This is a genomic window from Shewanella mangrovisoli (assembly GCF_019457635.1).
Lineage (GTDB): Bacteria > Pseudomonadota > Gammaproteobacteria > Enterobacterales > Shewanellaceae > Shewanella > Shewanella mangrovisoli.
The window spans coordinates 3,637,121-3,660,441 of the sequence record NZ_CP080412.1 but is presented as its reverse complement, the minus strand read 5'-3'; the positions used below and the strand labels follow the sequence as shown (position 1 = coordinate 3,660,441).

The following is a 23,321-nucleotide window of genomic DNA, read 5'->3' as shown; positions in this document are numbered from 1 at the left end:
TAAAGGCCTAGGCTTTTAAAGATCCCTTTCCTGTTATTTGCTGTATTTGGCAAGCAACAATCCCACCTTAGTTATCGCAATTGGTCGTTACTGATAGTGCCTCCTTTGGAGGCCATTAGTCGTATCGAAATACACAATTGTGTTTTTGATCAAGCTATTTAGATGGATTTGTTGCGAATTTGTTTTCATGGTGTAGAACTATATTGTGCTGCACATTGATAGGCACGGTTGGCAAAGGGCGGTTTCGGCAAGGGGATTGATTTCTAACCGAAATAAAGAGCGGGAAGGGAGTGGGAGCTGAACATGTTTTTGGATTATTTTGCCTTAGGCATTTTGTTTTTTGTCATAGTGGTGATTTTTTATGGCGTGATTGCCATTCACGATATCCCCTATGAAATTGCGAAAAAGCGCAATCATCCCCAGCAGGATGCATTGCATATCGCGGGCTGGGTCAGTTTATTTACCTTGCATGCCCTTTGGCCGTTTCTGTGGATTTGGGCGACCTTGTATCGAGAGGATAGAGGCTGGGGGTTTAGTACTGTGATGAAGCGCGAGCAGGCATTGGAGGATGATGTTAAAGCGCTAAGGGAAACGGTATTGGCCTTGCAGGCAAAGCTTGAACAACTGGAATCGACAGCCAAGCCTGCGGTGGTGAAGCAATCCGAGGCAATACCCACAGAAGCCAGTGTGACCGAAAATAGCCAAAAAGCCGAGGTGTAACATGGATTTACTACTGATATTAACCTACGCCTCGATCTGCATTGTGATTTTTAAAGTGTTTAAGATCCCAATGAATAAATGGACAGTGCCGACCGCCGTATTAGGGGGCGTGGTGTTGATTGGGGCGCTGCTACTTATCATGAACTACAACCATCCCTATTCCCGTTTTGCGCGGGAATACTATGTCACTATCCCCATTACGCCCGCGGTAAAAGGTTTAGTGATCTCGGTGGAAGCTAAGCCAAATACGCCGATGAAACAAGGGGATGTGCTGTTTCGAATCGACCCAACTCCCTTTGAGGCCGTGGTAAAACGTAAAAAAGCGGCGTTGTTAGCGGCGGAGCAAGAGGTGCCACAACTTGCGGCCGCTTGGGAAGCTGCCAAGGCGAATGTGGCCAGAGTGGCTGCCGACAGGGAACGCAACAAATCGGCCTATGATCGCTATGAGCAAGGCCATCGTAAAGGCGGGGCAAATTCTCCCTTCACTGCGCTGGAACTAGACAATCGCCGCCAACTGTTTTTAGCCTCTGAGGCTCAGCTAACGGCCGCACAGGCCGAAGAGTTACGCGCACGTCTTGCCTATGAGTCCAATGTCGATGGGGTAAATTCGAAGGTGGCAGGGCTTCAGGGGGATCTTGAAAGCGCGCTCTATAATCTCGAGCAAACCGTCGTGCGGGCGCCCGCCGATGGCATAGTCACCCAAATGGCGCTGCGTCCAGGTGCGATGGCGGTGCCTTTACCTTTACGGCCGGTGATGAGTTTTATCCCCGACGAGCAGCGTTATTTTGCTGGCGCATTTTGGCAAAACTCCCTACTGCGATTACAGGAAGGGGATGAGGCGGAAGTGGTATTAGATGCGGCGCCTGGACAAGTGTTTAAGGGCAAAGTTGCTAAGGTTCTCCCCGCAATGGCCGAGGGGGAAATTCAGATGAATGGTACGCTGCAATCGTCTAATCAATTGTTCCAAAGTGGCCGGGTTATCGTATTAATCGATATTGAAGATGATGCGATACGCAGCCAATTCCCGGCGGGCGTTGCTGGGCAAGTGGCTGTGTATACAGAACATTTCCACCATGTGGCCGTGATGCGTAAAGTGCTGCTGCGGATGCAGGGCTGGCTAAACTATCTGTTCTTCGATGGGCACTAGTGGAGTTTTACGCTAACGACTTCGCTCGGAGCTGGTGTTAAGCTGCCAAGAGTGAATAAAAAAAGCGCTGACATGACTGTCAGCGCTTTTTTGTTATGTGCAGTAGACGAATGCTGGCTGCGATTAAATATCGAAGGCCAAGCTGCCCGGCGGGAGGAAGGGCCAACTTTGACGCACAGGCGAGCCATTACCTTGTTCACCAAAGAAATAAGCCGTTCTTGGGGTGGCGTAGACCACACTGCCTTTTTGCAATCCTAATTCTTGCAGATGATGGTGGGTAAAGGTGGCTTCCCACAGTTCTTCACTCTGCCAGCCGATAGGCGCCAGTTCGACACGCACTTCTGCGCCCACCGGTGTTATCGCCACTATGGTAAAGGGAATATGGGCTTGGCTGTTGGGTTTATCCGCCAGTGCTAGCTCATGGCTACGAACATAGAGCGCGCCGTTTTGTTGCAGTGGCGTTTGCTCCGGTGGTACTAAGAAGGCGTCACCATTAGTCCAACGATTTTGTTGCCAGCTCGCTTCAAACCGATTGACGTTACCTAAAAAATCAAACACAAAGCGGCTATTGGGTTGGGCGTACAACTCAATCGGAGTATTGACCTGCTCGATATTGCCGTTGCTCATCACCACCACCCTATCGGAAAGCTCTAAGGCTTCGTCTTGATCGTGGGTCACAAACACGCTAGTGAATTTCAACTCATCGTGAAGACTGCGCAACCAGCGGCGCAGTTCTTTACGCACTTTAGCATCGAGGGCGCCAAAGGGCTCGTCCAGTAATAGCACTTCGGGCTGAGTCGCTAAGGCGCGTGCCAAGGCGATACGCTGTTTTTGTCCGCCCGAGAGCTGCTCAGGGTAGCGCTGTGCTAAATGGCCAAGTTGCACCATTTCGAGTAAATGGCTGACGCGCTTTTGGATTTCGGCCTTAGACGGGCGCTGTTTTTTCGGAATGACTTCGAGCCCAAAGGCGACGTTGTCGGCGACCGTCATATGGCGGAACAGGGCGTAGTTTTGAAACACAAATCCGACTCTGCGGTCGCGCACATGCACTTGAGTCACATCGCGATTGCCGAAATGGATTTGGCCGCTATCAGCGCCCTCAAGGCCGGCAATAATCCGCAATAGGGTGGTTTTACCCGAGCCAGAAGGGCCGAGAAGACCTATCATCTCGCCTTCTTGAATATCCAGATTGAGCGGCGAGAGCGCCTGAAATTGGCCAAATTTTTTGGAAATATTAGTTAAACGAATACTCATAATGATTGGCTCTGCTCTTGGTTGTCATTGGCGGATAAGCTGCGTTGTTGGCGCCACTCTACTAAGGCTTTCAGCAGTAAGGTACATAGGGCGATCAAGGCAAGCAGTGACGCGCTCGCAAAGGCGGCTTCGGCCTGATAATCTTCGTAAAGTAATTGCACATGCAAAGGTAAGGTGTTGGTTTCACCGCGGATATTGCCAGATACTACGGCAACGGCACCAAACTCACCCACGGCCCTAGCGTTGGTGAGGATCACCCCATAAATCAGTGCCCACTTGATATTGGGCAGAGTCACGCGGCGAAACAGTTGCCACCATGAGGCGCCAAGAATAACCGCGGCTTCTTCCTCCGATGCGCCCTGTTGCTGCATCAAGGGGATTAATTCTCGGGCAACAAAAGGGCAAGTCACGAAAATGGTGACTAACAGAATCCCCGGCCAGGCAAACATAATTTGTAAATCGTGTTCGAACAGCCAAGCGCCGAGCCAGCCACTGTTGCCGTAAAGCAGCAGATAGAGCAAGCCTGCGACCACGGGCGATACGGCAAAGGGAATATCAATCAAGGTGATGAGTAACTTACGCCCCGGAAACTCAAAGCGCGTTACGCTCCAGGCGAGCAATACCCCAAACACTAAGTTAATCGGCACGGTCAGCGCCGCGACCATAAGGGTCAGCCCGATGGCGTGGAGTGAGTCGGGTTGGCTGAGATGCTCGATATAACGCTCCCAACCACCGACGAAGGCCTGCTGGAAAATACTGACTAAGGGCAGCAGCAATAACACCATGGCCAAGAACACGGCTAGGGTGATTAGGCTCCATTTGATGAGGGGCGCTTCACCGACTCTTAACGGTTTAAATGAGTTCATGGTGGCTCCTTATCGGCCGTGAATGCGGCGTAAATAACTCGCCTGCCACAGGTTAATCAGCAGTAGCAGCAACAGCGAGGTCAGCAGTACAACGGAGGCAATGGCGCTGGCCCCGGCAAAATCAAATTCCTGTAGGCGAACGAAAATCATCAGGGAGGTGATTTCACTGATATAGGGCATATTGCCTGCGATAAAGATCACCGCACCAAACTCACCCAGACTGCGGGTAAAAGACAGCGCAGTGCCGACCACTAAGGCAGGCCAGAGGGAAGGTAAAATCACCCGCCAAAATACGGCGCCATCGGTTGCGCCTAAGGTCATGCCAGCTTCTTCTTCATCGTGGGATAACTCTTCCAATACGGGCTGAACGGTTCGCACTACGAAGGGAATGCTGGTGAAGATCATCGCAACCACAATCCCCAATGGTGTGTAGGCCACTTTGATCCCGATTTCGGCCAATAGGCTACCAATCTGGCCATTTTCTGCGTACAGAGTTGCTAGGGTGATACCCGCCACGGCTGTAGGTAAGGCAAAGGGTAAATCAACTAAGGCGTCGAGGATACGCTTACCCGGAAACTCGTAACGCACCAACACCCAGGCGAGTAACAGGCCGAAAAGGCAGTTAAACAGGGAGGCGGCCAGTGCAGATAAAATAGTGACTTTATAACTTGCCAGCACGCGGGGATCAGCAATCACGCCCCAATACTCGGCCCAGCTCATCTGGCTGGTTTGCATAATCAGGCCAGTGGTGGGAAGCAAGAGAATTAAGCTAACAAACAGTAAAGACACACCTAGGCTGATACTAAACCCCGGCAAAACCCGCTTGTGGCGTAAGCGCCCATTATTAAATATCACTGAATAACCACCCGATAAGGTTAATGGAGTTAATCCAATATTATTATGCCATTAGCACGTTATTGCTCAATCGCGATAAAGACAACTTGTGATAGCGACCTTGTCCGTTGCCGCAATATAACCACAAAACCCGGGACATTGCCCGGGTTGTGGATTTGGTGACTTAGGTACCCAAGCGGATGATCAACGTTTTAATAACTGATCCAGTTTGGCGCCATTGGCAAATTGGGTCTTCATGGCGTTGTCCCAGTTACCTATGATTTGCTCAACGGTCATTAACTCAACCGCTGGGAACTGTTTGGTAAATTCGGCAACAACCTTCTCGTTGTGAACGCGGTAGTTAAACCCGGCTAACAAACGTTGTGCTTCTTCGCTGTAAAGATAGTTTAAATACTCGGTCGCTAATTCTTGAGTGCCGTTACGCTTTGCGTTTTTCTCAACGACGGCAACGGGGAATTCCGCCAGAATCGAGGTTTTAGGCACGACAACTTGGTAATCATCGGCACCATATTGCTGACGGATATTGTTCACTTCAGATTCGAAGGTGATCAGCACATCGCCGATGCCACGCTCTACAAACGACGTGGTTGCACCACGGCCGCCCGTATCGAATACGGCAACGTTACCGAGGAACTTCTTCAAGAACTCATCTAATGAAGCCTGATTATCTTTACCATAGTTTTTCTGGGCATAACCTAAGGCTGCTAAGTAGGTGTAGCGCGCATTACCCGAGGTTTTTGGGTTCGGGAACACCAGCTTAACGTCATCTTTAGCTAAATCATTCCAGTCGCTGATTTGCTTTGGATTGCCCTTACGCACCAAAAACGCGATGGTAGAGTAGTAAGGTGAGCTCGCATTAGGCATCAGTTGTTGCCAGTTTTCTGGGATCAACTTGCCGCGGTCATGCAGAATTTGCACATCTGTGACTTGGTTAAAGGTCACCACATCGGCGGGTAAGCCCTGAAGAATCGAGCGAGCCTGAGCGGAAGAACCCGCATGGGATTGCTTGATTTCAACGGTCTTGCCTGTTTGTTCTTGCCAATGTTTAGCAAAAACAGGGTTATAGGCATTAAATAATTCCCGCGCGATATCGTATGAGGAATTTAATAGTGTCTGATCGGCGGCCGCCACATTGAGGGAGGTTCCCAGTAATAGGGTTCCCAGCAGGGCTTTAGTCAATTTTACTGGCATTTTGTACTCCTTAATCTGGCAACTGTGTCAGTGTATAGGAATAGAGTAATAGAAGATTTTATTTATAAAAAGCCACACAAATAGAACTTTTTTGAATAACTATGAGCGATTAATTGTATGCCGTTGATGATATTCACGTGTTTGTTGCGTCCAAGCATCTTAAAATACTCGAATACTGAGTCGCTTTTATCAAATAAAGGATAACCGAGTGTCTGACTTTCCGACTATTGAAGCCTGTATTGGGCAAACTCCGCTGGTGCGTTTGCAGCGGCTTGATTGTGGTAGCTCAACGGTATTGTTAAAGCTGGAGGGGAATAACCCGGCTGGCTCGGTAAAGGATCGCGCGGCGCTGAATATGATTATTCAGGCGGAGCTTCGCCAAGAGATAGCCCCCGGGGATACCCTGATTGAAGCCACCAGTGGCAATACGGGCATAGCCTTAGCCATGGCTGCGGCGATTAAAGGCTACAAGATGATCCTGATCATGCCGTCGAATTCGACCCAGGAGCGTAAGGATGCCATGCAGGCCTATGGCGCCGAGTTGCTGCTGGTGGACAATATGGAAGCCGCGCGCGATTTAGCCTTAGATCTTCAGGCACAAGGCAAAGGTAAGGTGCTGGATCAGTTCAATAATCAAGATAATGCTAACGCCCATTTTCAGACTACTGGCCCCGAAATTTGGCAGCAGAGCCAAGGTAAGATCACTCACTTTGTCTCTAGCATGGGTACCACAGGCACTATTATGGGCGTGTCGAAATACCTAAAGAGTCGTAATCCCGATATCACTATTGTCGGGCTACAACCCGCCGATGGCAGTTCGATTCCGGGGATCCGCCGCTGGCCGCAGGAATACCTACCGGGTATTTTCGATGCTGCCCGTGTCGATGCCGTGATGGACATTGAGGAGCAAGACGCCAAAGCCATGGCGAGAACCTTGGCCCGTGAAGAAGGTATTTGTGCTGGTGTGAGTTCCGGCGGTGCTGTGTTTGCGGCGCTTGAGATTGCGAGGCAGAATCCGGGTTCCGTTGTAGTCGCAATTGTGTGCGATAGGGGCGACCGTTATCTATCATCTGGGTTATTTTCTTAATCCTAACTTAGATAGAAATTTGTCTTTTCTTCGGCAATAAAAATGGGCGTCTATCGCCCATTTTTATTGGTTATTATATAAGCCACAGTGATTTAAACCATTATGGTTAAAGCCATTATGGTTTAAACCATCAAGGACTAACCGCCATCAGATCAATCTGCGCCGTTTTAATCAGACCTATGGCTGCGGTGGAAACTGCGCCAAAATCCGGCTAACGGCTTTGGCTGTGTCTTGAGCTTTTTTATCGCCGCCGCCATCAAAATCGAAACTATCTGTGCCGCGCCAAATCAGCTTATTAGTTTTAGTGTCGATAATATCAATTTGAATAGTTTGGATTTTTGCCGTGTCACTGCCAAGCGGCACGCCGACGCTCGTACCTACGCCAATGCCGCCAGAACGGCCAAAACTGCCCGTGCCTAAGCCTATGGATAGGCCTGAGTCTTTGGGCTTATCTTGGGTCAGCAAGCCATAGGCGACTTTAAAATCGGGGGAAGAGGCATTTTCAGTAAAGCCCTTTTGGCTTAATTGCTGGGTGATTTCGGTTTGAATGCGCTGGGCGCTGAGTGGGTCGTCACTGGGCTGGGGAGCGAGCTGGGTGAAGCTCTGTAATGCCTTAAAGTCGTAATTGAGATCGTAATCATTTTTCGGCTTACTGCTGCAGGCGCTGACTAAGACCAAGGCGACAAACAGACTGGCGATATTTTTGTATCCCATGATGGCACTCCAAGTTGTACAAACTCTGTTCAATGTGCCTTGATTAACAGTAAGACTGCAAGTAATTTAGTGAAAAGTGTTTAATTTTTGTCTTGTTTTACTTGTGTATCTAAGGTCACGTATTTTAGATGCTTAACTGGTAGAGTCGCTCAACATCATGGAACAGTTAGCCTTTTTCGAAATACCCAGCCCCTGCATCGGTGTGTGCCAAACCGATGCTCGCGGCTATTGCAAAGGTTGCCTGCGTAATCGTGAGGAGCGATTCAATTGGTTGCATTTTACCGATGCCCAAAAGCACGATGTGATCCGTTTATGCCACCAACGTAAACGTCGGCGGCAGTTGGCCTTATATAAAGCCCGTCAGCAAGCACTTGAGCAGGAGAGGGCGGCGCTTAATCCACAACTCGATTTTGAGCCGCAAGACGCCGCTGAGTTAGACCTAGGGGATTTTGACCTAGAGGAATAATCTGACTTTGAGAGCGATAATTAAACGCTTAAATTTCCCGTTTCTTTGGCCAGCTTAAGGTAAAGCGCGTTTGAGTGGGATTGCTACTGACGCTCACTTCGCCCTGATGACGCTGCATAATTCGTTTGATAATCGCCAAACCTAAGCCATGACCCTTGTTACCATTTTGCACCGATTGGCTGCGGTAAAAGGGCTCAAACACCATAGGTAAATCCACCTCGGGAATAGGCTCTCCATCATTGCTCACACTTAAAGTCACCCTTTGCGGAGTTTGGCTGACTTCTATCAGGATTTGCTGGCGAGCAAAACGCTGGGCGTTGGTCAGCAGGTTTTGCAGGGCGCGTTCAATCAGAGCGGGTTCGCCGACTAAAGGTAGAGTCGCCATCTCCGCCTGTAAGTGGATGGGGGTATCACTTAAGCTGCTTAAGCGTTTGATGCTCTGGTTAACTAAGCTGAGCAGATCGTATTCATCTAAAGGTGTGCCTTCGCGCTGAGCCTCTAGACTGGCGTAAGTCAGCAGTTCCTGTAACAGGTTTTCCATTTCCTTAATGTCGAGCTGCATCTCATTGAGAAAGTTCTGACGCTTTTGCTCGTCAGAATCGGGCTGGCAGTACATCGGCATTAGGGCGAGGGCGAATTTCAGCCGTGCGAGTGGGGTGCGGATCTCGTGGGAAACCGCATTGGATAAATGTTTTTGGTTTTCGATTAACGCACTAATATGGCGCGCCATTTCATTAAAGGTGTTCGCTAAGGGTTTAACCTGCGAGCGGTTTGAGAGGCTAATGCGTGTATCCCATTTGGCCTCGCCAAAATCCTTGGTGGCCTTACGTAGAATACTCAAATCACGCGACAACGGGCCGACCCAAATCAGCGCAACCAATGCCAACGAGAGATAGAAAAACAGCGTAAACAGATTCCGCAGTGAGGCTCTAGGGTCTATCTCTATGGGACCTGCCATTAACACTTGCTTGCCAACCTGAATAAACTGGAATTGTTCGCCCTCGCTGGTTGTGGTGGTAACCACATGATTGGGCGTGAGCTGTTGGTCTTTGGCTAGCGCAATTTGATCTGGGCTGAGCAGATTAAGGGGCAACTGATCATGGCTGGGCAGCGCCTCAAGATAGTCGTTACGATTCTCCTCTGGCAGTTGGGTTAGCAACTGGGCTAACGCAACCAGAGGAGCGTCTAACGCATTATTTTCGTCCACATTTTTCTGCCACAGGCTGTCCAGTGTCCAGCCTATGCCTAGAAAACTGAGGCTCAGCAGTAAATATAAGCTGATAAAGAGACGTTTCACGGCAGCTCTTAGTTGTTCCAAGCCTCGGGGGCGAATAGATAACCCTGTCCCCAGACGGTTTTAATTCTGAATGGGGTCTCGATATTGTCGTTGAGCTTTTTACGCAGCCTTGAAATACGTACGTCTATCTTTCTATCTTTACCATCAAAATCAATGTTAAGCAGTAATTGATAGATGTACTGACGGCTCAGCACTTGTCCCGCTTGTGAGGCCAGTAACCACAGGAGTTCAAACTCATGGCTGGTGAGATCGACTTCTTTATTGTCGAGGCGGATAGCATGGGTATGGGGATCGATACTCAGCTTACCAAAGGTCAGGCAGTGGGATTCGGCCTGCGGCGGTTGGTTTTGGCGACGTAATAGGTTGTTGATACGAGCAACCAGCAGCGCGGGGTCGACGGGTTTCACCACATAGTCGTCGGCACCGAGTTCTAAGCCTTTGATCTGATCTTCGCTCGACCCTAGGGCACTCATCAGCAGGATAGGGCCGGCAAAGTAATCGGGCAGCTTTTCACACAGGCTAAGGCCATCTAGACCTGGCAACATAATGTCTAGCAGTATGATATCGGGCTTGTAGTTGATTAAGCGGGTTAAGACTGTGTCACCGCGGCGCTCGACTTCAACGTGCATACCGTGTGATTTCAAATAATCTACGATTAAATTCGCAAGACGGACATCGTCTTCAACCAATAACACTCTGTGGGGTGATTGTGGATTCGTCATTAAAATAAACTCCAAGGGTTACGGTAACGTCTGCGCACCTGAGGCTGCGAGGTTGACGTAATTTTTAATTTGGCTCCAGCCAGTGTTTGATTGGTGTCCTTACTCACTAAGATAAATTGAATATCGTTTAACGTACTGACATTCAACGTTATTGCATGCTGTTCCAGTGATTCGCTACACCATTTAGGATAGGCGTTATTATCGGACAAGATACAGACTAGCTCGTCGTTGGCGAGTTGCCACTGTAGCTCTACGCGGATCTCACAGGCTTGGCTTTCATCCCCAGTGATACAGATTTCGGGGGTGAGTTTTAAGGTTGACTCTTCATTCGATGCTGCAAGTGTATGACTGGGCCCCATCAAGCTAACGCTTAGGCCTAACACGCACAGCATCCTGATATGAAGAGGAGTCACTAGTGTCAGAACCTATACGCCGCGCCAATAAAATATGTGCTGCTATAGTCTTGATCGAGCAAGGGGCTGGCGGCAATTTCGTCTGCAAGTTGTGTGTAGCGGAACGCAAACAGCATGTCCCAGTTATCAGTTAAGATATAACGGGCTGTCATTTCTATCCCTTTATTCCAACCTGCATCGGCATGGTAATGTTGGCTCCAATAATCATTTTCGCTCGGGCGAACACCATAGTAATAGTCGACCACATTGGTACTCTTCCAATCGAATACGAGTGACATATCCATCACCCAGCGCGTTAAATGCCAGCCATAGGTCCATTTGATTTGCGCTTCAGACCCTTGGTGCACATTAAACATATCATGGGTATAGGCTAACCTCACTACACCTAACGGGCTATAAATAAAGGCTTCAGCGCCGCCGAGCATGGTAAAGTTGCGCGATTCTAAGGAGTTAAATACGGGGTCCGGCTCACTGCTCAGGGCGGTATTCGTTGAGAGCAGTCTGGCCTCTTCCTGTGAACTGCGTTTTAGGAAGATATTGGACGGATCCCAACGGTAAAAGTAGGCCCTATCTAAGCTATAACTGGTGACTAAGTTTATGCTGAAGTACTTCTGCTCGGTTAAACTGTAGCCCAAGTTGCCATTATCAAAAAACCAATGCTCACCATAGTAAGCTACGGTGGGAATAAAGAAGACTGGGATATCATCAAAATCTCGCAATGGATTGGTCTTCTGTCCCCAGCCGATCGCCACCCCTAAATCCCAGTTACGCATTTCAATACATTCATCTTTAGTGACGCACGGCTCCTTCGCCATTCCTATTGAAGGCAGGCTAAGTGCGGCGAGTAAGATAAATAGAATTCGATACATGATTTTGCGTTCGGGTTTAATGTCTGTCGATAATGGGCAACAGATTAGCATTTTATGCTTAATTCCACAGTGCTTTCACCTTTAGGGATGCAAAATGATACAGATATCATATAAATAGCTGATATGTAGATTACGCAATCACTTGAAAGACAAAATAAAAGCAAAAAATACCTTTGTTTAGGGTTTTTAAGGTTGCTGATTTTTGGTTGCTATTTTGTTGTGTTTTTCGAGGTGAAAGTTTGCAAAATCTGTTTGTCTGCCCAATAAAAATGCCATTCAGAATGTGAATGGCATAAGGACAAGGCGCTAAAACCCGAAAGAGCTTATAGGCTAAAGGAAGTAAAAACGATCAGTTAAGCTCTTTTACGGTTTGATAACCCATTTCTGTTAGCTGGTCATTCACGCAGTCGAGCACATATTGCTTAAGCTCGGCATTTTCGACCTGATCTTCAGAGGCCATTTGTTGGCACACTTCTGTCAGTTGAGCGATATCATTTGCAGGGGCGGGAGGAAGTGTCGATTCGTCGGCAAAGGTTGCGAAACTCATTAGTGCCGATAGTGTGATAACAGCTGATAAGGTTTTCATTTTATTTCCTTTAGTTATTGATAGTTAACAACAGCCTAACTGGTTTCCCATCATGCCGCTGCGTCAACAGATAGCAATCTATCACTGCTATTATTTTTTAGATATAAATAATTTTTCGCTAATTTGGTGAGCCATTTTTGCCAGCAAAAGTCGCTTGTTTTATGGGCAGCTTTATAGAGGGTTAAGGGCTGTTTTGCAAAATGAACCCACCATGCAATGCCACTCAATCGTATCCTCTCTTACACCAAGCTTGAGTTCTTCCCTCTAAGACTCTCTAAAAGGGCTTAAGTTTCCTTGCCACGCGCGCCTAAATGTTATCAATTTGTCTAAAACTAGACTTATCTCATCTTTGATGGCGTTATGGGATGAAGTTAATGTTTTTTAGGCTTTAGCCCTATGTGGGCTAACGTTATTTTTAGGTGGGAAAATGTGAAGTTTGAAGTCGAGCAAAATTAACCGATAAATCAGATGTGGCGCACTCTTTGTGTCGATTTTTTGTAGTTGTTTGAATCTTATTGGATTAATTTTTAAATTTTAGGATTGATTGAATTTTGTGTTTATTATCTTTATGATTTTTAACGATAAATTTATGTTTTTGTCTAGTATTGATGTTTTGATTGTGATCTCCTTATTAGTTATCTAGAATTCGCCGATTTTTATAAAATAATAAGTACCTAGAGTGTATCTAGGTGCTGAGATTAATTTATTTATTTTTGGGGACTTCCTGTGTCGACGAAACTGGCGAATCCTGCTCCATTAGGCTTAATGGGCTTTGGTATGACGACTATCCTGCTGAACATTCACAATGCGGGCTATTTTCCGATTGATGCAATGATCTTAGCGATGGGCATTTTCTATGGCGGACTCGGCCAAATCATTGTCGGCATTATGTGTTTTATGCGGGGTGATACCTTTGGGACAACCGCATTTACTTCCTACGGTTTATTTTGGCTAACCTTAGTCGGACTGATTTTAATGCCTAATGCCGGGATTGCGGCGAGCCCAACCCACTTTATGGGGTGGTATTTAACCCTGTGGGGGATCTTTACTGCTTTTATGTTCGTCGGTTCGCTACGCTACCCAAGAGCGAAACAGTTTGTGTTTGCTTCGCTCACTATTTTGTTCTTCCTGTTGGCGGCAAGAGATTTCACTGGCAGCGCCTTGATAGGCACTATTGCGGGGTTTGAAGGGATTATCTGTGGCGCGAGTGCGATTTACTTTGCGATGGCGCAAGTGCTCAACAATGAATATGGTCGCACGATTTTGCCGATTGGCGAGTTAAAAGCAAAGGCTTAAGCGTCATTATTGATATTTAGTATTTAACAAAAAGGCTGAATGATTCAGCCTTTTTGTTTTTGAATGCCTGTACCGTTTAGGTTAGATTTTTGCCTTAATAAACGCGCTACAGGTATCATCTAAACTGCGATTGGAAATATAACTGGTGCCGGTTTTATGGGTGATCAGAAAACCCTTTTCCGTTGGCACAATACGGTAAATATCCGTCCAAAGGATTTGGCTTTTAACGTATTGTGATTGGGTGCTAATCCCTTGTTCATCCACGATAAGCGTGACTTCATTATTGGCAGCCTTACTCATCATCTGCCGCATCAACCACCAGGCTTTGTTGTATTTCACATTCAAGGCTTCAATCACCCCGAGTCCGACAAAGAAATAGGCCAGATAGAGGCTGACATCCGCAAAAATCAGTGCAATACCAATGAGTCCAAACCCCATGGCCTTATAGTAAGGTTTGAGCGTGGGGTCGGGTTTAACTGACTGGGTATAACACTCGTCAAAATGCGCTTTATCTAAGATATAAGTAGTGGAATAACAATAAGGTGTTGTCATCGAGTTATCTAATATTGGAAAGCCTGATTGTGCGCTAGTTTAGCGGTTTAGCCTGTCAAAGTAACGATTTTTAGGGTTGGATCTAAGGAGTGGATAAGGCGAGGAATACTGAATGTATGTATCCCGTCGCCTTCGGATTAGCACTTAATAACGATTGCGTTCGTTGGGCAGATCGCTGAGATACTCTACAAACTCGACCTCAAAGCCATGGGCATCGAAGAAGTAGATATTGCGCCGGAAAGGATCTTCCATGCCATCTTTGGCTATCGGAAAACCGGCTTGGGTTAGTCTTGCGATCACTGCATCTAAATCACTTACCACAAAGGCAAAATGGGCTAAGCCAATTTGATGACCCGTTAAGTCGCGGTTTTCGCCTTCACCGTTATCGCTAAAGGCAATGTACTGATAGTCATCGCCAAAGTGGATCCAATTGCGAGGTTTGCCGTACCAAGTCCCTTTATCTCCGCCACGGACGCGCCAATGGGGGAAGGCGGCTTGATAAAAAGTGAGTGCTTTGGGGATGTCGTCAACGACTAGGTTGATGTGTTCTAAATAGAGCATGATGCGTTCCTTGTAATGATTTTAGTCTGAGTGATAAACATCCAAGCTGCTTACATACCGTAGCAGTATTCCTGCTGCTTGGGGTAGGGTTGATGAACATGGCGTTGGCGTATCGGTGCTAAGGCTTGGGCGTATTGATGCAACATAAACAGGCTATATTGCACTCTTTCCCTGAGGTCGATATCCCGCGTACCTTGGGGCGTAGCGTTGAGTACATTCTCGACATTACGGATGATCAAATGGTCGGGAATCGGCACTAATTTATTGTTTTTGAGTGCATTCATTTTGACTTCCACAATGGGGTAGGCACCGCTAATGCCGCTGCAAACTGAAATCAACAACACCGGCTTATGGGCGGTTTCCTGACGGCTACACATCAACAGGAAGTTTTTAAGCAGTGGCGATGCCATTCCACCCCATTCGGGCGTAATCAAAACCAGGGCATCCGCAGCATCTACTCTTTGTTCAATCTCAGGCCAATGTTCGCCCTTGTTGTCCTCTTCACCGTCCCAAAATGGCAGATTGAACTGGCAAAGATCTAAGTGATGGATAGCGTCGTAACCAACACTATGGGGTGATAAAAAACTGGTTTCGGCTATGTATCTCGCGACTTTAGCGCTTTGTGAGTGAGCTCTTTGGCTAGTGCTGATGATGAGTAACTTCATTATGTAAATCTATTTGTTTATAAATTATTTATAAGGTAATTGCTTTATTTAATCTTGTAAAGAGTAAAATAAATAAAAAACTTTATTTATTCTGTTAAAAGGTGGGCGATTGAGGGATAATCCGAGGCGAAGAGCGGAGAGCGCATATGAAAACCACTGATAAGATTATTCAATTACTTAAGCTGCATGGTCCTTTAACGGCAAAGACCCTAGCGGAAGAACTGGCTCTGACCACTATGGGGGTTCGGCAGCATTTGCAGGCCTTAGAGGATGCGGGTGATGTCGATATTGAAGATAGAGTCGAAGGTCGTGGACGCCCAACCCGATATTGGGGACTAACGGAGCAGAGTCGGACTCACTTTGCCGATCGTCACAGTGAGCTTAGTTTGCAATTGATTGATTCCGTTAAAATGATATTTGGTGATCAAGGTTTGGATAAACTGATTGAGCATAGGGAGCACACCGCTATGCAGCAGTATCGTAGCGCGATGCAAGGCATGACGGATATTGCCAGTCGTTTAACGAAATTAGTGGAGCTGCGTACCCTAGAAGGCTATATGGCGACGCAGGAACAAGCGGATGGCGTTTTCTGGTTGCTTGAAAATCACTGTCCAATTTGCAGCGCAGCGACTAAATGCCAAAACTTTTGCCGCTCCGAACTGCAACAGTTCCAGCAATTATTTGCCGATATCGCTACTGTAAGCCGTGAAGAACATATCATCGACGGCGCCCGTCGCTGCGCCTATCGCATTGCACCTTTATCTTAGCGCTGGGTAGGGTTATGCAATCAAAACGTGGTCGTCTCGACAGATATCTTGCCGTTAAGCTGCAAATTCACCGTAAAGCCGTGCGAGAACTCTTGCTGACGGAGCGAGTGTATGTGGATGGTTTCCCCGCCAAAGCGCTCGATCTGCTGGTGGATGAATTTTCCCATATTGTATTTGATGGGCAAGTCTTACAGGCCAATAAGCCCGTTTATCTAATGCTGCACAAGCCTGTTGGCGTAGTGAGTGCCACCAAAGACACAAAGCATCGAACAGTGATTGATTTACTCGACTGTGAGGCTCGCCATGAGCTGCATATTGCTGGGCGGTTAGATCTAAACTCTTCGGGGTTATTGCTGCTGACCAATGATAGCCGTTGGTCCGAGGCGCTCATGTCGCCTGAGCAAAAGGTAGATAAAGTGTATCGGGTGACTTTAGCGAATCCTTTGAGTGAGGAATATATCGCGGCATTTGCCCTGGGGATGTATTTTGGCTTTGAAGATATCACCACGCAGCCAGCAAAGCTGACTATCCTCGACACTCATATTGCTGAAGTTACGCTAAGGGAAGGAAAGTATCATCAAATCAAGCGGATGTTTGGTCGTTTCCGTAATCCAGTTGTGGGATTACATCGCCTTTCTATCGGTGAGATTACCCTGGATGAAGGCTTAAAGCCGGGCGAGAGTCGCATGTTAACAGCGCAGGAGGTGGCTTCTGTCTATCTTGCTGGGACGTCAGCTTAACTCTGTGCTTATGGAATAAGTATTAAGCCACCTTGCCTTGCGGGAAGATGGCTTTGTACTTTAACTATCTATTGATGATGGATAACGACGTTGCAGCCTTAGAGTTCGGCATGGGGGCCAAAAACTTCATAGTGCATTTGCTCGTTAGGTACACCTAGGGCGAGTAATTGCTGTTTGATCGAGGCCATAAAGCCAATCGGGCCACAGAAATAGTAATGTGCATTAGCCACGATTTTATCGGCCACGGAGTTTAAGTTCATTGTGCCTACAAAATCATAATCTTGGCCTAACACATCAGCCTTTGTCGGCTCTCTGTACCATACATGGCTGGCAAGATTCGCATGTTGGCCGAGTTTGTTTTTGATGGCCGATTTAAACCCGTGCACTTCACCGTGTTCGCAGGCATGTAACCAAGTCACTGTGCTTGGGTGTTTTAGTTTTAGTAGCTGATTCAACATACTCTTCATTGGCGTTTGCCCAACTCCAGCTGAAATCAATACGACAGGTGTTTCAGCTTGAACCGCTAAAGTGAAATCGCCCGCAGGTGGCATAACTGAAAGTGTGTCACCGACTTGCAGTACATCGTGCAGTAGATTTGATACTTGGCCATTAAGTTCTCGCTTTACCGTGATCCGATAGCTCTGACCATTCGGAGCATCCGAGAGTGAATATTGGCGAATTTCATCGAAGGCAAGCTTAGGATGTTGCGCCTTAATGCTTAAGTATTGTCCTGGAACAAAGTCTTTTACCGCTTTGCCATCCACGGGCGTTAATACAAAGGAGGCTATTTCTAAGGACTCGGCTTTTTTCTCACTGATGATAAATTCACGCACTCCCGACCAGCCGCCATCCTGCTGAGCACTTTCTTGATAAATCTGCGCTTCACGATTGATAAAGATATTGGCTAAAAATCCATAGGCATCGGCCCATGCCGTTAATACTTCTTCTGTGACGGCTTCTCCACCCAGCTCTTTGAGTGTCGCCAATAGGTGGCTACCGACAATCGCATATTGTTCTGGTTGGATTAAAAATCCTGTGTGTTTGTGGGCAATGCGCTCTACAGCCGAACCGAGTGCACCTAAGTTATCAATGTTTTTGGCATAGGCCGCAACTGCGTTAAATAGCGCGACGGGCTGACCGCCTGAATGCTGATGTGCCAAGTTAAATACATCTTTTAACTCAGGATTGTGTTTAAACATCCGTTCGTAAAAATGTTGAGTGAGTGCGGGACCAGCAGATTCGAGTAGGGGAATGGTGCTTTTAATCACTTGGATGGTACGGCTATCCAACATAATGAATCCTTAACATGCTTTATTTATGAATGTTATTTAAGTTTAAAGATACATTTGATTTGGATCAATAAAAATCACACCTAAAACTGTTAGGTGTGATTTTTGTGAAGATAGGTATTGAGTAATGAAGTCGTAGGCACAGTGAACCTGTGCCTACGAAGAAATGTTAAAGCCTAAATGCACTCACCTGATTACGCATACTGTTGGCAAGTTTTGTGAGATTAAGTACGGATTCACTCAACTCTAAGGCTGAGTTAGTGGAGTGTTCGGCAATATCACTGATGGCGATAATGCTGCGGTTGATGCTCTCGGCCACGCTGCTTTGCTCCTCGGCAGCCGTGGCGATATGAGTATTTAACTCGGTGATATTGTCGACGGAGGCGACAATCTCTTTTAACGCTTGGCCAGCTTGATTCGCCTTATCGTTGGCATCATCCACTTGATTAATCCCCACTTCCATCGCATTCACCGCTTCTTTTACGCCTTGTTGTAGAGTGGCGATCATCGCTTCAATTTCTTGGGTCGATTTTTGGGTGCGCTGCGCTAATGTCCTGACTTCGTCGGCGACCACCGCAAAGCCTCGACCTTGCTCTCCGGCGCGGGCGGCTTCAATCGCCGCATTTAATGCCAGTAGATTGGTTTGTTCGGCAATGCTTTTGATCACATCCAATACTCGACCTATGTTTTGGCTTTCATTGGATAAAAAGCCAATCACTTGCGCCGTTTTTTGAATTTGCTCAGAAAGTTGTGACATGCTGGTGATGGATTGCATCACAATATGATTACCGTTGGCGGCATAACTATCCGCATCCTTGGCAGAATCTGCGGCCGCTGCGGCGCTTTGAGCCACTTCAGCAACTGTGGCCGTCATCTCATTCATGGCCGTTGCCGTTTGTTCGGTTTCCGCCTGTTGCTGCTGCATACGTTTATTGGTCGCTTGGGTAAAACTGCTCAGCTCAGTCGCTGAGCTATTGACCGTGTTTGCGGCTTCGGCAATTGAGTGCAAAATGCCCCGCAAATGTTCAATCACTTGAGTCAGGCTAGTGGAGATCTGCCCGAGTTCATCGTCGTTGAAGGTTTTAAACTTAACAGTGAGATCAGAGTCTTGTCGTATCGTCTTAAGATTTTCAACAATATCACGGATCGGATTCATCACGCTGCGATTCACCCAGAGCCCAATCACTATGCTGATCAGCATGGCGATACCCGCGAGGGTGATAAAAATAGAAATGGAGGATTGGTAAATACCGTTTACGCCATCTTTCTCCTGACCGGCGATCTTAATTTGCAGATCAATCAGTTCGGAGACTTTACCGCTGATGGGATCGATGGCGTTATACAAAGGTAATATTTTGTCGTTCAGTTGATGCACCACATCGCCATTTATTCTCCGGAGATACGTGATTAACTGCTCTATTTGTTCATTGGCGGGAGTAAATAAACGCTCAGCTTGCTGCGCGAGTTGCGATTCTTCCTTGGTAAGCTCAGTTGATAGGTATTTCTGCCAGCGTTGATTGACTGTGGATTTAGCACTTTCAAGGGCATTGATGGCCTGAGAAGCCGTAAAACCGCCAGCATTAGCCTTGTTCACCGCATCAATCACATCGACGGCATATTTATCGGCAATCACTTTGAGATCATCAAGGGGGACGACTCGGTCGTTATAGATGCGTTCGACACCATATTCGATTTTTCCCATCATATTGATAGCGATAAAACCGATAGTCAGTAGCATTAGGAGTGGCACGAGAATGCCAATAAACATCTTTTGTTTTATTTGTAGACCATTCATATGGATTTCCTCGGTGAAACAAGGGAGTCCTTTAGGCAGAGCTCGAGCTGTCCCTATGATGAGTCTGTATGAATAGTTATAGCAAATTTAAGGAAGGTGATAAGTTACTTAAGGAAATTTAATCGCAGATACAAAAAAACCTCGCTAAGCGAGGTTTAAATGTTGGTACAGATGAGAGGACTTGAACCTCCACGCCCGCAAGGGCACTAGCACCTGAAGCTAGCGTGTCTACCAATTCCACCACATCTGCATTGGTATTCGACATTGTGTCGAATTTTAATTTGAATCGCAATTTGGTACAGGTGAGAGGACTTGAACCTCCACGCCCGCAAGGGCACTAGCACCTGAAGCTAGCGTGTCTACCAATTCCACCACACCTGCACTGTACTTTATTGCGATTCTTTAACACTGGTCGCTAAGGCAACCAATTTAAAGATGGTGCCCGAACCCGGAATCGAACCAGGGACACGAGGATTTTCAATCCTCTGCTCTACCGACTGAGCTATTCGGGCGACGGGCGCAATTTAAAGGCTTTTCGGCTTTTGAGTCAACTGATTTTTACGAAATAATGTAAAAAGTAGTGCGGTTGGATAAGTTTTACTCGAATAGCGTATTTATTGACTCTTACCCAGATGAAACGGAACTTGGCGCGCTGCAGAACCCAAAAGGGAAGGGGCATCAAACGGTGAACTTAAGATAAAAAAAATGCCCCTTATAAAGGGGCATTTACGCTTAGTTCGATAAGATTTCGTTGTTTGGGAAGTTAGCTTGCATTACCATGAGCACGTTTTGCTTCAGTTGGTTCTGACCTAACTCGCCATAAGCTTCTGCCATAATCTCCAGTGCACGTTCCGTTGAAGGGGTGCCGGGATATGTTTCCAACACAGATTGAGCACGAACGGCCGCAGCACTCCAAGCGTTCATTTTGAGATAATACTCAGCAACTTGAATGGAATACTTTGCTAAACGGTTTTTCAGCGACAACATGCGTTTTTGCGCATCGGCAGCATATTTGCTGTTGGGATAGGTTTTGATTAAACGATCAAAATCCTTAAAGGCATCTTGAGCATTTTTAGGATCGCGGTCGGTTCTATCGATATTCAACATATCGTGGAACAGATAGCTGTCCGCCTGCATATTGACGAGTCCACGCATATAGTAGACATAGTCGATATTAGGATGAGTTGGGTTTAAACGGATGAATCTGTCAATGTTAGCAATGCCAGAGGCAACATCGTCCATTTTGTAATAGGCATAAATCAGATCTAACTGAACCTGAGTTTTATGTGGTCCGAAGGGAAAGCGTGAGTCTAACGCTTCCAATGAACGGACGGCTTTAGAGTAATTGCCAAGTTCCATGGAGGTTCTTGCCTGAGAATAGAGCACATCAGGTGAGGTTTTGGCGGCAATATCGTTATCTTCAGGACTGCTGCTACAGGCTGATAACGCTAGCGAAAATAGGACTAAGGTTAAGCCTTTGGAGAATTTATACATACTTGAATTCAATTCTTTATAAGTTGTAGTTAAGAATTTTTCCATTTCACGATAAAATAGAAAGCATTCGATTGTAACAGATAGCACACATTTTTTGACCCCAAAATGGGGATACGGTTCCTATGACACAAGAGATTAATCTAAAAAGCGAGATTTCGGCAACACAAACTGGCCTGAGATTGGATCAAGCACTGGCTGAGTTGTTCCCAGATTACTCGCGCACACGCATCAAGGAATGGATCCTATCTGATGCAGTCTATGTTGATGGCGTGATGGTGAATAAGCCGCGTGAAAAGGTATTCGAGCTGCAGCGCATTGAAATTAATGCCACGCTCGAAGAAGAAGTGCATGCGGCCGCACAAGCTATTGAGCTGGATATTGTCTATGAAGACGATGATATCTTAGTCATCAATAAACAGGCGGGCTTAGTGGTTCACCCCGGTGCAGGCAATGCCGATGGCACTCTGATGAACGCCCTGCTGCATCACTGCCCTAATATTGAGCACGTGCCACGTGCGGGTATTGTGCATCGTCTGGATAAAGACACCACAGGTTTGATGGTGGTGGCCAAAACGGTTGAAGCCCAAACCCATTTAGTGGCTGCGTTGCAAGCCCGTGAAATCACCCGTGAGTATGAGGCGATTGTCCTCGGCACTATGACGGCGGGCGGTACAGTCGATGAACCTATTGGTCGTCATCCGACAAAACGCACCCACATGGCGGTGCATCATTCGGGTAAACCTGCGGTGACTCACTACCGTGTGGCGGAAAAATTCCGTAATCACACCCGTTTAAGATTGCGTTTAGAATCGGGCCGTACTCACCAAATCCGCGTGCATATGGCATATATTGGCCATGTGTTGGTGGGCGACCCAGTTTATGGCGGTCGTCCAAAACCACCAAAAGCAGCAAGCCCTGAGTTTTTCGAGATCCTGAAAAACTTTAAACGCCAAGCGCTCCATGCGGTGCGTCTGGAGTTAGCGCATCCTGTGACCTGTGAAATCATGAGCTGGACCGCGCCTATCCCTGAAGACATGGTGATTCTGACTAAAGCGCTGCGTCAAGATACCTTAGAACACCCTGTCGAGTACTAAGCTATGCTGCTTCACGATTGGCCTGTACCGGATAATGTGGCAATTGCGATGACTGACCGCCACGGCGGTGTGAGTCTCGCGCCCTACGATAGCCTGAACTTAGGGCTGCATGTGGGGGATGCGCCGCAGCAGGTATTGGCTAATCGTGGCATTTTGGCAAAGCAGTTAGGGCTTGTGACTGAGCCAGTGTGGTTGGAGCAAGTCCATGGCACTCATGTGGTTGATTTGGCCGATATCGCCCCAATCAATCTTGCCCAAGAAGTGCAAGATACGCCACCTTTGGTGGCCGATGCCAGCTATACCGACCTTGCTGGACGGGTTTGTGTGGTGATGACCGCCGACTGTTTGCCAGTACTTCTGTGTAACCAACAAGGTACTGAAGTCGCCGCTGCCCATGCTGGCTGGCGTGGACTCTGTGATGGGGTGATTGAGGCGAGTGTGGCAAAATTTGCCTCTAAGCCGAGTGAGCTGATTGCCTATCTAGGGCCTGCCATTGGGCCCAAGACCTTTGAGGTTGGTGCCGAGGTGCGCGCGGCTTTTATGGCAACAGTTCCAAACGCCGAAAACTGCTTTGTCGCTCAATGTCAGGCAACTAAGCCTGATAAATACCTCGCCGATATTATCGGATTGGCTAAATTGCGCTTAAAGCAACTTGGCATTAAGCAGGTCTACAGCGCCGATATCTGCACTGTCTCTAACCCAGATTATTTCTCTTATCGCCGCGATAAAATCACTGGCCGCATGGCGTCATTGATCTGGCTTAAGTCTTAGGTTTATTCCCCTACAATTTGTATTAATTTCCCGCCGTCTTGCTTGAAATCGGTTAAATAGCCCCCATCTTTTAACTAACAAAATGTTATACCTCATTTGTGAGTTTTAGG

At 47.2% G+C, this 23,321-nt stretch carries 25 protein-coding genes and 3 tRNA genes; 9 read left to right on the top strand and 19 right to left on the bottom strand.

From position 1 onward, the window contains the following. The first annotated feature begins 303 nt into the window (after positions 1-303). Positions 304-720, top strand: coding sequence for a DUF3302 domain-containing protein (locus tag K0H60_RS16020; protein WP_220056336.1), 417 nt, complete (start codon positions 304-306; stop codon positions 718-720). 1 nt (position 721) lies between these two features. Then, positions 722-1,867 (top strand): HlyD family secretion protein, encoded by a 1,146-nt coding sequence (locus K0H60_RS16015; protein WP_220056335.1) that lies wholly within the window; start codon positions 722-724, stop codon positions 1,865-1,867. Positions 1,868-1,990: 123 nt separating this feature from the next. On the opposite strand, the gene K0H60_RS16010 is transcribed toward K0H60_RS16015, so the two are convergent. The 4 genes from K0H60_RS16010 to cysP all read right to left on the bottom strand — a co-directional run bounded on the left by K0H60_RS16010 (position 1,991) and on the right by cysP (position 6,033). Then, on the bottom strand, positions 1,991-3,121 hold the full coding sequence (locus K0H60_RS16010; RefSeq protein ID WP_220056334.1) for a sulfate/molybdate ABC transporter ATP-binding protein: 1,131 nt from the start codon (positions 3,119-3,121) through the stop codon (positions 1,991-1,993). Beyond that, positions 3,118-3,987: a sulfate ABC transporter permease subunit CysW gene (gene cysW / locus K0H60_RS16005; protein WP_011627003.1), complete on the bottom strand. Its 870-nt coding sequence runs from the start codon at positions 3,985-3,987 to the stop codon at positions 3,118-3,120. The genes K0H60_RS16010 and cysW overlap by 4 nt, the downstream gene beginning before the upstream one ends. A gap of 9 nt (positions 3,988-3,996) precedes the next feature. Further along, on the bottom strand, positions 3,997-4,842 hold the full coding sequence (gene cysT / locus K0H60_RS16000; protein ID WP_220056333.1) for a sulfate/thiosulfate ABC transporter permease CysT: 846 nt from the start codon (positions 4,840-4,842) through the stop codon (positions 3,997-3,999). Positions 4,843-5,025: 183 nt separating this feature from the next. After that, positions 5,026-6,033, bottom strand: a complete 1,008-nt coding sequence (cysP, locus tag K0H60_RS15995; protein ID WP_220056332.1) for a thiosulfate ABC transporter substrate-binding protein CysP — start codon at positions 6,031-6,033, stop codon at positions 5,026-5,028. 208 nt (positions 6,034-6,241) lie between these two features. Between cysP and cysM the strand changes: the two genes are divergently transcribed. Then, complete coding sequence (gene cysM / locus K0H60_RS15990; RefSeq protein WP_011718010.1) at positions 6,242-7,120, top strand: cysteine synthase CysM; 879 nt, start codon at positions 6,242-6,244, stop codon at positions 7,118-7,120. Between the two features lie 177 nt (positions 7,121-7,297). Here cysM and K0H60_RS15985 read toward each other — a convergent pair whose 3' ends face one another. After that, positions 7,298-7,834 (bottom strand): DUF4136 domain-containing protein, encoded by a 537-nt coding sequence (locus K0H60_RS15985; protein WP_220053689.1) that lies wholly within the window; start codon positions 7,832-7,834, stop codon positions 7,298-7,300. A gap of 157 nt (positions 7,835-7,991) precedes the next feature. On the opposite strand from K0H60_RS15985, the gene K0H60_RS15980 reads away from it, so the two are divergent. Next, positions 7,992-8,300, top strand: coding sequence for a DUF1289 domain-containing protein (locus K0H60_RS15980; protein ID WP_088210376.1), 309 nt, complete (start codon positions 7,992-7,994; stop codon positions 8,298-8,300). Between the two features lie 28 nt (positions 8,301-8,328). Here the strand turns inward: K0H60_RS15980 and K0H60_RS15975 are convergent, their stop codons facing one another. From K0H60_RS15975 to K0H60_RS15955, 5 genes are all read right to left on the bottom strand, one after another. Further along, positions 8,329-9,597 (bottom strand): sensor histidine kinase, encoded by a 1,269-nt coding sequence (locus tag K0H60_RS15975; RefSeq protein ID WP_220056331.1) that lies wholly within the window; start codon positions 9,595-9,597, stop codon positions 8,329-8,331. Positions 9,598-9,605: 8 nt separating this feature from the next. Further along, a complete protein-coding gene (locus K0H60_RS15970) occupies positions 9,606-10,319 on the bottom strand; it encodes a winged helix-turn-helix domain-containing protein (protein WP_011718006.1) in 714 nt (237 codons plus the stop codon). Then, positions 10,319-10,711: a DUF3019 domain-containing protein gene (locus K0H60_RS15965; RefSeq protein WP_165953568.1), complete on the bottom strand. Its 393-nt coding sequence runs from the start codon at positions 10,709-10,711 to the stop codon at positions 10,319-10,321. The genes K0H60_RS15970 and K0H60_RS15965 overlap by 1 nt, the downstream gene beginning before the upstream one ends. Before the next feature lie 26 nt (positions 10,712-10,737). Further along, on the bottom strand, positions 10,738-11,601 hold the full coding sequence (locus K0H60_RS15960) for a MipA/OmpV family protein (protein WP_220058183.1): 864 nt from the start codon (positions 11,599-11,601) through the stop codon (positions 10,738-10,740). 349 nt (positions 11,602-11,950) lie between these two features. Further along, complete coding sequence (locus K0H60_RS15955; RefSeq protein ID WP_011718003.1) at positions 11,951-12,187, bottom strand: hypothetical protein; 237 nt, start codon at positions 12,185-12,187, stop codon at positions 11,951-11,953. 726 nt (positions 12,188-12,913) lie between these two features. On the opposite strand from K0H60_RS15955, the gene K0H60_RS15950 reads away from it, so the two are divergent. Continuing rightward, positions 12,914-13,483, top strand: coding sequence for an acetate uptake transporter (locus K0H60_RS15950; protein ID WP_011718002.1), 570 nt, complete (start codon positions 12,914-12,916; stop codon positions 13,481-13,483). A gap of 81 nt (positions 13,484-13,564) precedes the next feature. Here the strand turns inward: K0H60_RS15950 and K0H60_RS15945 are convergent, their stop codons facing one another. The 3 genes from K0H60_RS15945 to K0H60_RS15935 form a co-directional block, all read right to left on the bottom strand. Further along, a complete protein-coding gene (locus K0H60_RS15945) occupies positions 13,565-14,035 on the bottom strand; it encodes a YcxB family protein (RefSeq protein WP_220056330.1) in 471 nt (156 codons plus the stop codon). A 144-nt stretch (positions 14,036-14,179) separates the two neighbouring features. Next, positions 14,180-14,596, bottom strand: a complete 417-nt coding sequence (locus tag K0H60_RS15940) for a VOC family protein (protein ID WP_220056329.1) — start codon at positions 14,594-14,596, stop codon at positions 14,180-14,182. A 50-nt stretch (positions 14,597-14,646) separates the two neighbouring features. Beyond that, on the bottom strand, positions 14,647-15,261 hold the full coding sequence (locus K0H60_RS15935; protein WP_220056328.1) for an NADPH-dependent FMN reductase: 615 nt from the start codon (positions 15,259-15,261) through the stop codon (positions 14,647-14,649). A gap of 146 nt (positions 15,262-15,407) precedes the next feature. Between K0H60_RS15935 and K0H60_RS15930 the strand changes: the two genes are divergently transcribed. Both K0H60_RS15930 and K0H60_RS15925 read left to right on the top strand, forming a co-directional pair. Then, positions 15,408-16,028 carry a helix-turn-helix transcriptional regulator gene (locus K0H60_RS15930; RefSeq protein WP_220056327.1) on the top strand — a complete coding sequence of 207 codons (621 nt, stop codon included), beginning with the start codon at positions 15,408-15,410 and terminating at the stop codon, positions 16,026-16,028. A 14-nt stretch (positions 16,029-16,042) separates the two neighbouring features. Beyond that, entirely contained in the window at positions 16,043-16,768 is a 726-nt protein-coding gene (locus K0H60_RS15925; protein ID WP_220056326.1) for a pseudouridine synthase, read from the top strand. A gap of 98 nt (positions 16,769-16,866) precedes the next feature. Here the strand turns inward: K0H60_RS15925 and hmpA are convergent, their stop codons facing one another. The 6 genes from hmpA to K0H60_RS15895 all read right to left on the bottom strand — a co-directional run bounded on the left by hmpA (position 16,867) and on the right by K0H60_RS15895 (position 21,346). After that, entirely contained in the window at positions 16,867-18,060 is a 1,194-nt protein-coding gene (hmpA, locus tag K0H60_RS15920) for an NO-inducible flavohemoprotein (protein WP_220056325.1), read from the bottom strand. Between the two features lie 166 nt (positions 18,061-18,226). Continuing rightward, entirely contained in the window at positions 18,227-19,852 is a 1,626-nt protein-coding gene (locus tag K0H60_RS15915) for a methyl-accepting chemotaxis protein (protein WP_220056324.1), read from the bottom strand. Positions 19,853-20,015: 163 nt separating this feature from the next. After that, positions 20,016-20,102: transfer RNA gene (locus K0H60_RS15910), tRNA-Leu, on the bottom strand. A 44-nt stretch (positions 20,103-20,146) separates the two neighbouring features. Beyond that, positions 20,147-20,233, bottom strand: a tRNA-Leu gene (locus K0H60_RS15905). Positions 20,234-20,288: 55 nt separating this feature from the next. Beyond that, positions 20,289-20,364: transfer RNA gene (locus K0H60_RS15900), tRNA-Phe, on the bottom strand. A gap of 220 nt (positions 20,365-20,584) precedes the next feature. Continuing rightward, a complete protein-coding gene (locus K0H60_RS15895; RefSeq protein ID WP_088210383.1) occupies positions 20,585-21,346 on the bottom strand; it encodes an outer membrane protein assembly factor BamD in 762 nt (253 codons plus the stop codon). A gap of 122 nt (positions 21,347-21,468) precedes the next feature. On the opposite strand from K0H60_RS15895, the gene rluD reads away from it, so the two are divergent. Together rluD and pgeF are read left to right on the top strand one after the other, a co-directional pair. After that, positions 21,469-22,440: a 23S rRNA pseudouridine(1911/1915/1917) synthase RluD gene (gene rluD, locus K0H60_RS15890; protein WP_011623739.1), complete on the top strand. Its 972-nt coding sequence runs from the start codon at positions 21,469-21,471 to the stop codon at positions 22,438-22,440. Between the two features lie 3 nt (positions 22,441-22,443). Beyond that, positions 22,444-23,211: a peptidoglycan editing factor PgeF gene (pgeF, locus tag K0H60_RS15885; protein ID WP_220056323.1), complete on the top strand. Its 768-nt coding sequence runs from the start codon at positions 22,444-22,446 to the stop codon at positions 23,209-23,211. Positions 23,212-23,321 lie beyond the last annotated feature (110 nt).

Coding starts and splice junctions, on each gene's coding strand:
- K0H60_RS16020 (WP_220056336.1), top strand. CDS start 304: ATGTTTTTGGATTATTTTGCCTTAGGCATTTTGTTTTTTGTCATAGTG.
- K0H60_RS16015 (WP_220056335.1), top strand. CDS start 722: ATGGATTTACTACTGATATTAACCTACGCCTCGATCTGCATTGTGATT.
- K0H60_RS16010 (WP_220056334.1), bottom strand. CDS start 3,121: ATGAGTATTCGTTTAACTAATATTTCCAAAAAATTTGGCCAATTTCAG.
- cysW (WP_011627003.1), bottom strand. CDS start 3,987: ATGAACTCATTTAAACCGTTAAGAGTCGGTGAAGCGCCCCTCATCAAA.
- cysP (WP_220056332.1), bottom strand. CDS start 6,033: ATGCCAGTAAAATTGACTAAAGCCCTGCTGGGAACCCTATTACTGGGA.
- K0H60_RS15985 (WP_220053689.1), bottom strand. CDS start 7,834: ATGGGATACAAAAATATCGCCAGTCTGTTTGTCGCCTTGGTCTTAGTC.
- K0H60_RS15980 (WP_088210376.1), top strand. CDS start 7,992: ATGGAACAGTTAGCCTTTTTCGAAATACCCAGCCCCTGCATCGGTGTG.
- K0H60_RS15970 (WP_011718006.1), bottom strand. CDS start 10,319: ATGACGAATCCACAATCACCCCACAGAGTGTTATTGGTTGAAGACGAT.
- K0H60_RS15965 (WP_165953568.1), bottom strand. CDS start 10,711: ATGCTGTGCGTGTTAGGCCTAAGCGTTAGCTTGATGGGGCCCAGTCAT.
- K0H60_RS15960 (WP_220058183.1), bottom strand. CDS start 11,601: ATGTATCGAATTCTATTTATCTTACTCGCCGCACTTAGCCTGCCTTCA.
- K0H60_RS15955 (WP_011718003.1), bottom strand. CDS start 12,187: ATGAAAACCTTATCAGCTGTTATCACACTATCGGCACTAATGAGTTTC.
- K0H60_RS15945 (WP_220056330.1), bottom strand. CDS start 14,035: ATGACAACACCTTATTGTTATTCCACTACTTATATCTTAGATAAAGCG.
- K0H60_RS15940 (WP_220056329.1), bottom strand. CDS start 14,596: ATGCTCTATTTAGAACACATCAACCTAGTCGTTGACGACATCCCCAAA.
- K0H60_RS15935 (WP_220056328.1), bottom strand. CDS start 15,261: ATGAAGTTACTCATCATCAGCACTAGCCAAAGAGCTCACTCACAAAGC.
- K0H60_RS15930 (WP_220056327.1), top strand. CDS start 15,408: ATGAAAACCACTGATAAGATTATTCAATTACTTAAGCTGCATGGTCCT.
- K0H60_RS15925 (WP_220056326.1), top strand. CDS start 16,043: ATGCAATCAAAACGTGGTCGTCTCGACAGATATCTTGCCGTTAAGCTG.
- hmpA (WP_220056325.1), bottom strand. CDS start 18,060: ATGTTGGATAGCCGTACCATCCAAGTGATTAAAAGCACCATTCCCCTA.
- K0H60_RS15915 (WP_220056324.1), bottom strand. CDS start 19,852: ATGAATGGTCTACAAATAAAACAAAAGATGTTTATTGGCATTCTCGTG.
- K0H60_RS15895 (WP_088210383.1), bottom strand. CDS start 21,346: ATGTATAAATTCTCCAAAGGCTTAACCTTAGTCCTATTTTCGCTAGCG.
- rluD (WP_011623739.1), top strand. CDS start 21,469: ATGACACAAGAGATTAATCTAAAAAGCGAGATTTCGGCAACACAAACT.
- pgeF (WP_220056323.1), top strand. CDS start 22,444: ATGCTGCTTCACGATTGGCCTGTACCGGATAATGTGGCAATTGCGATG.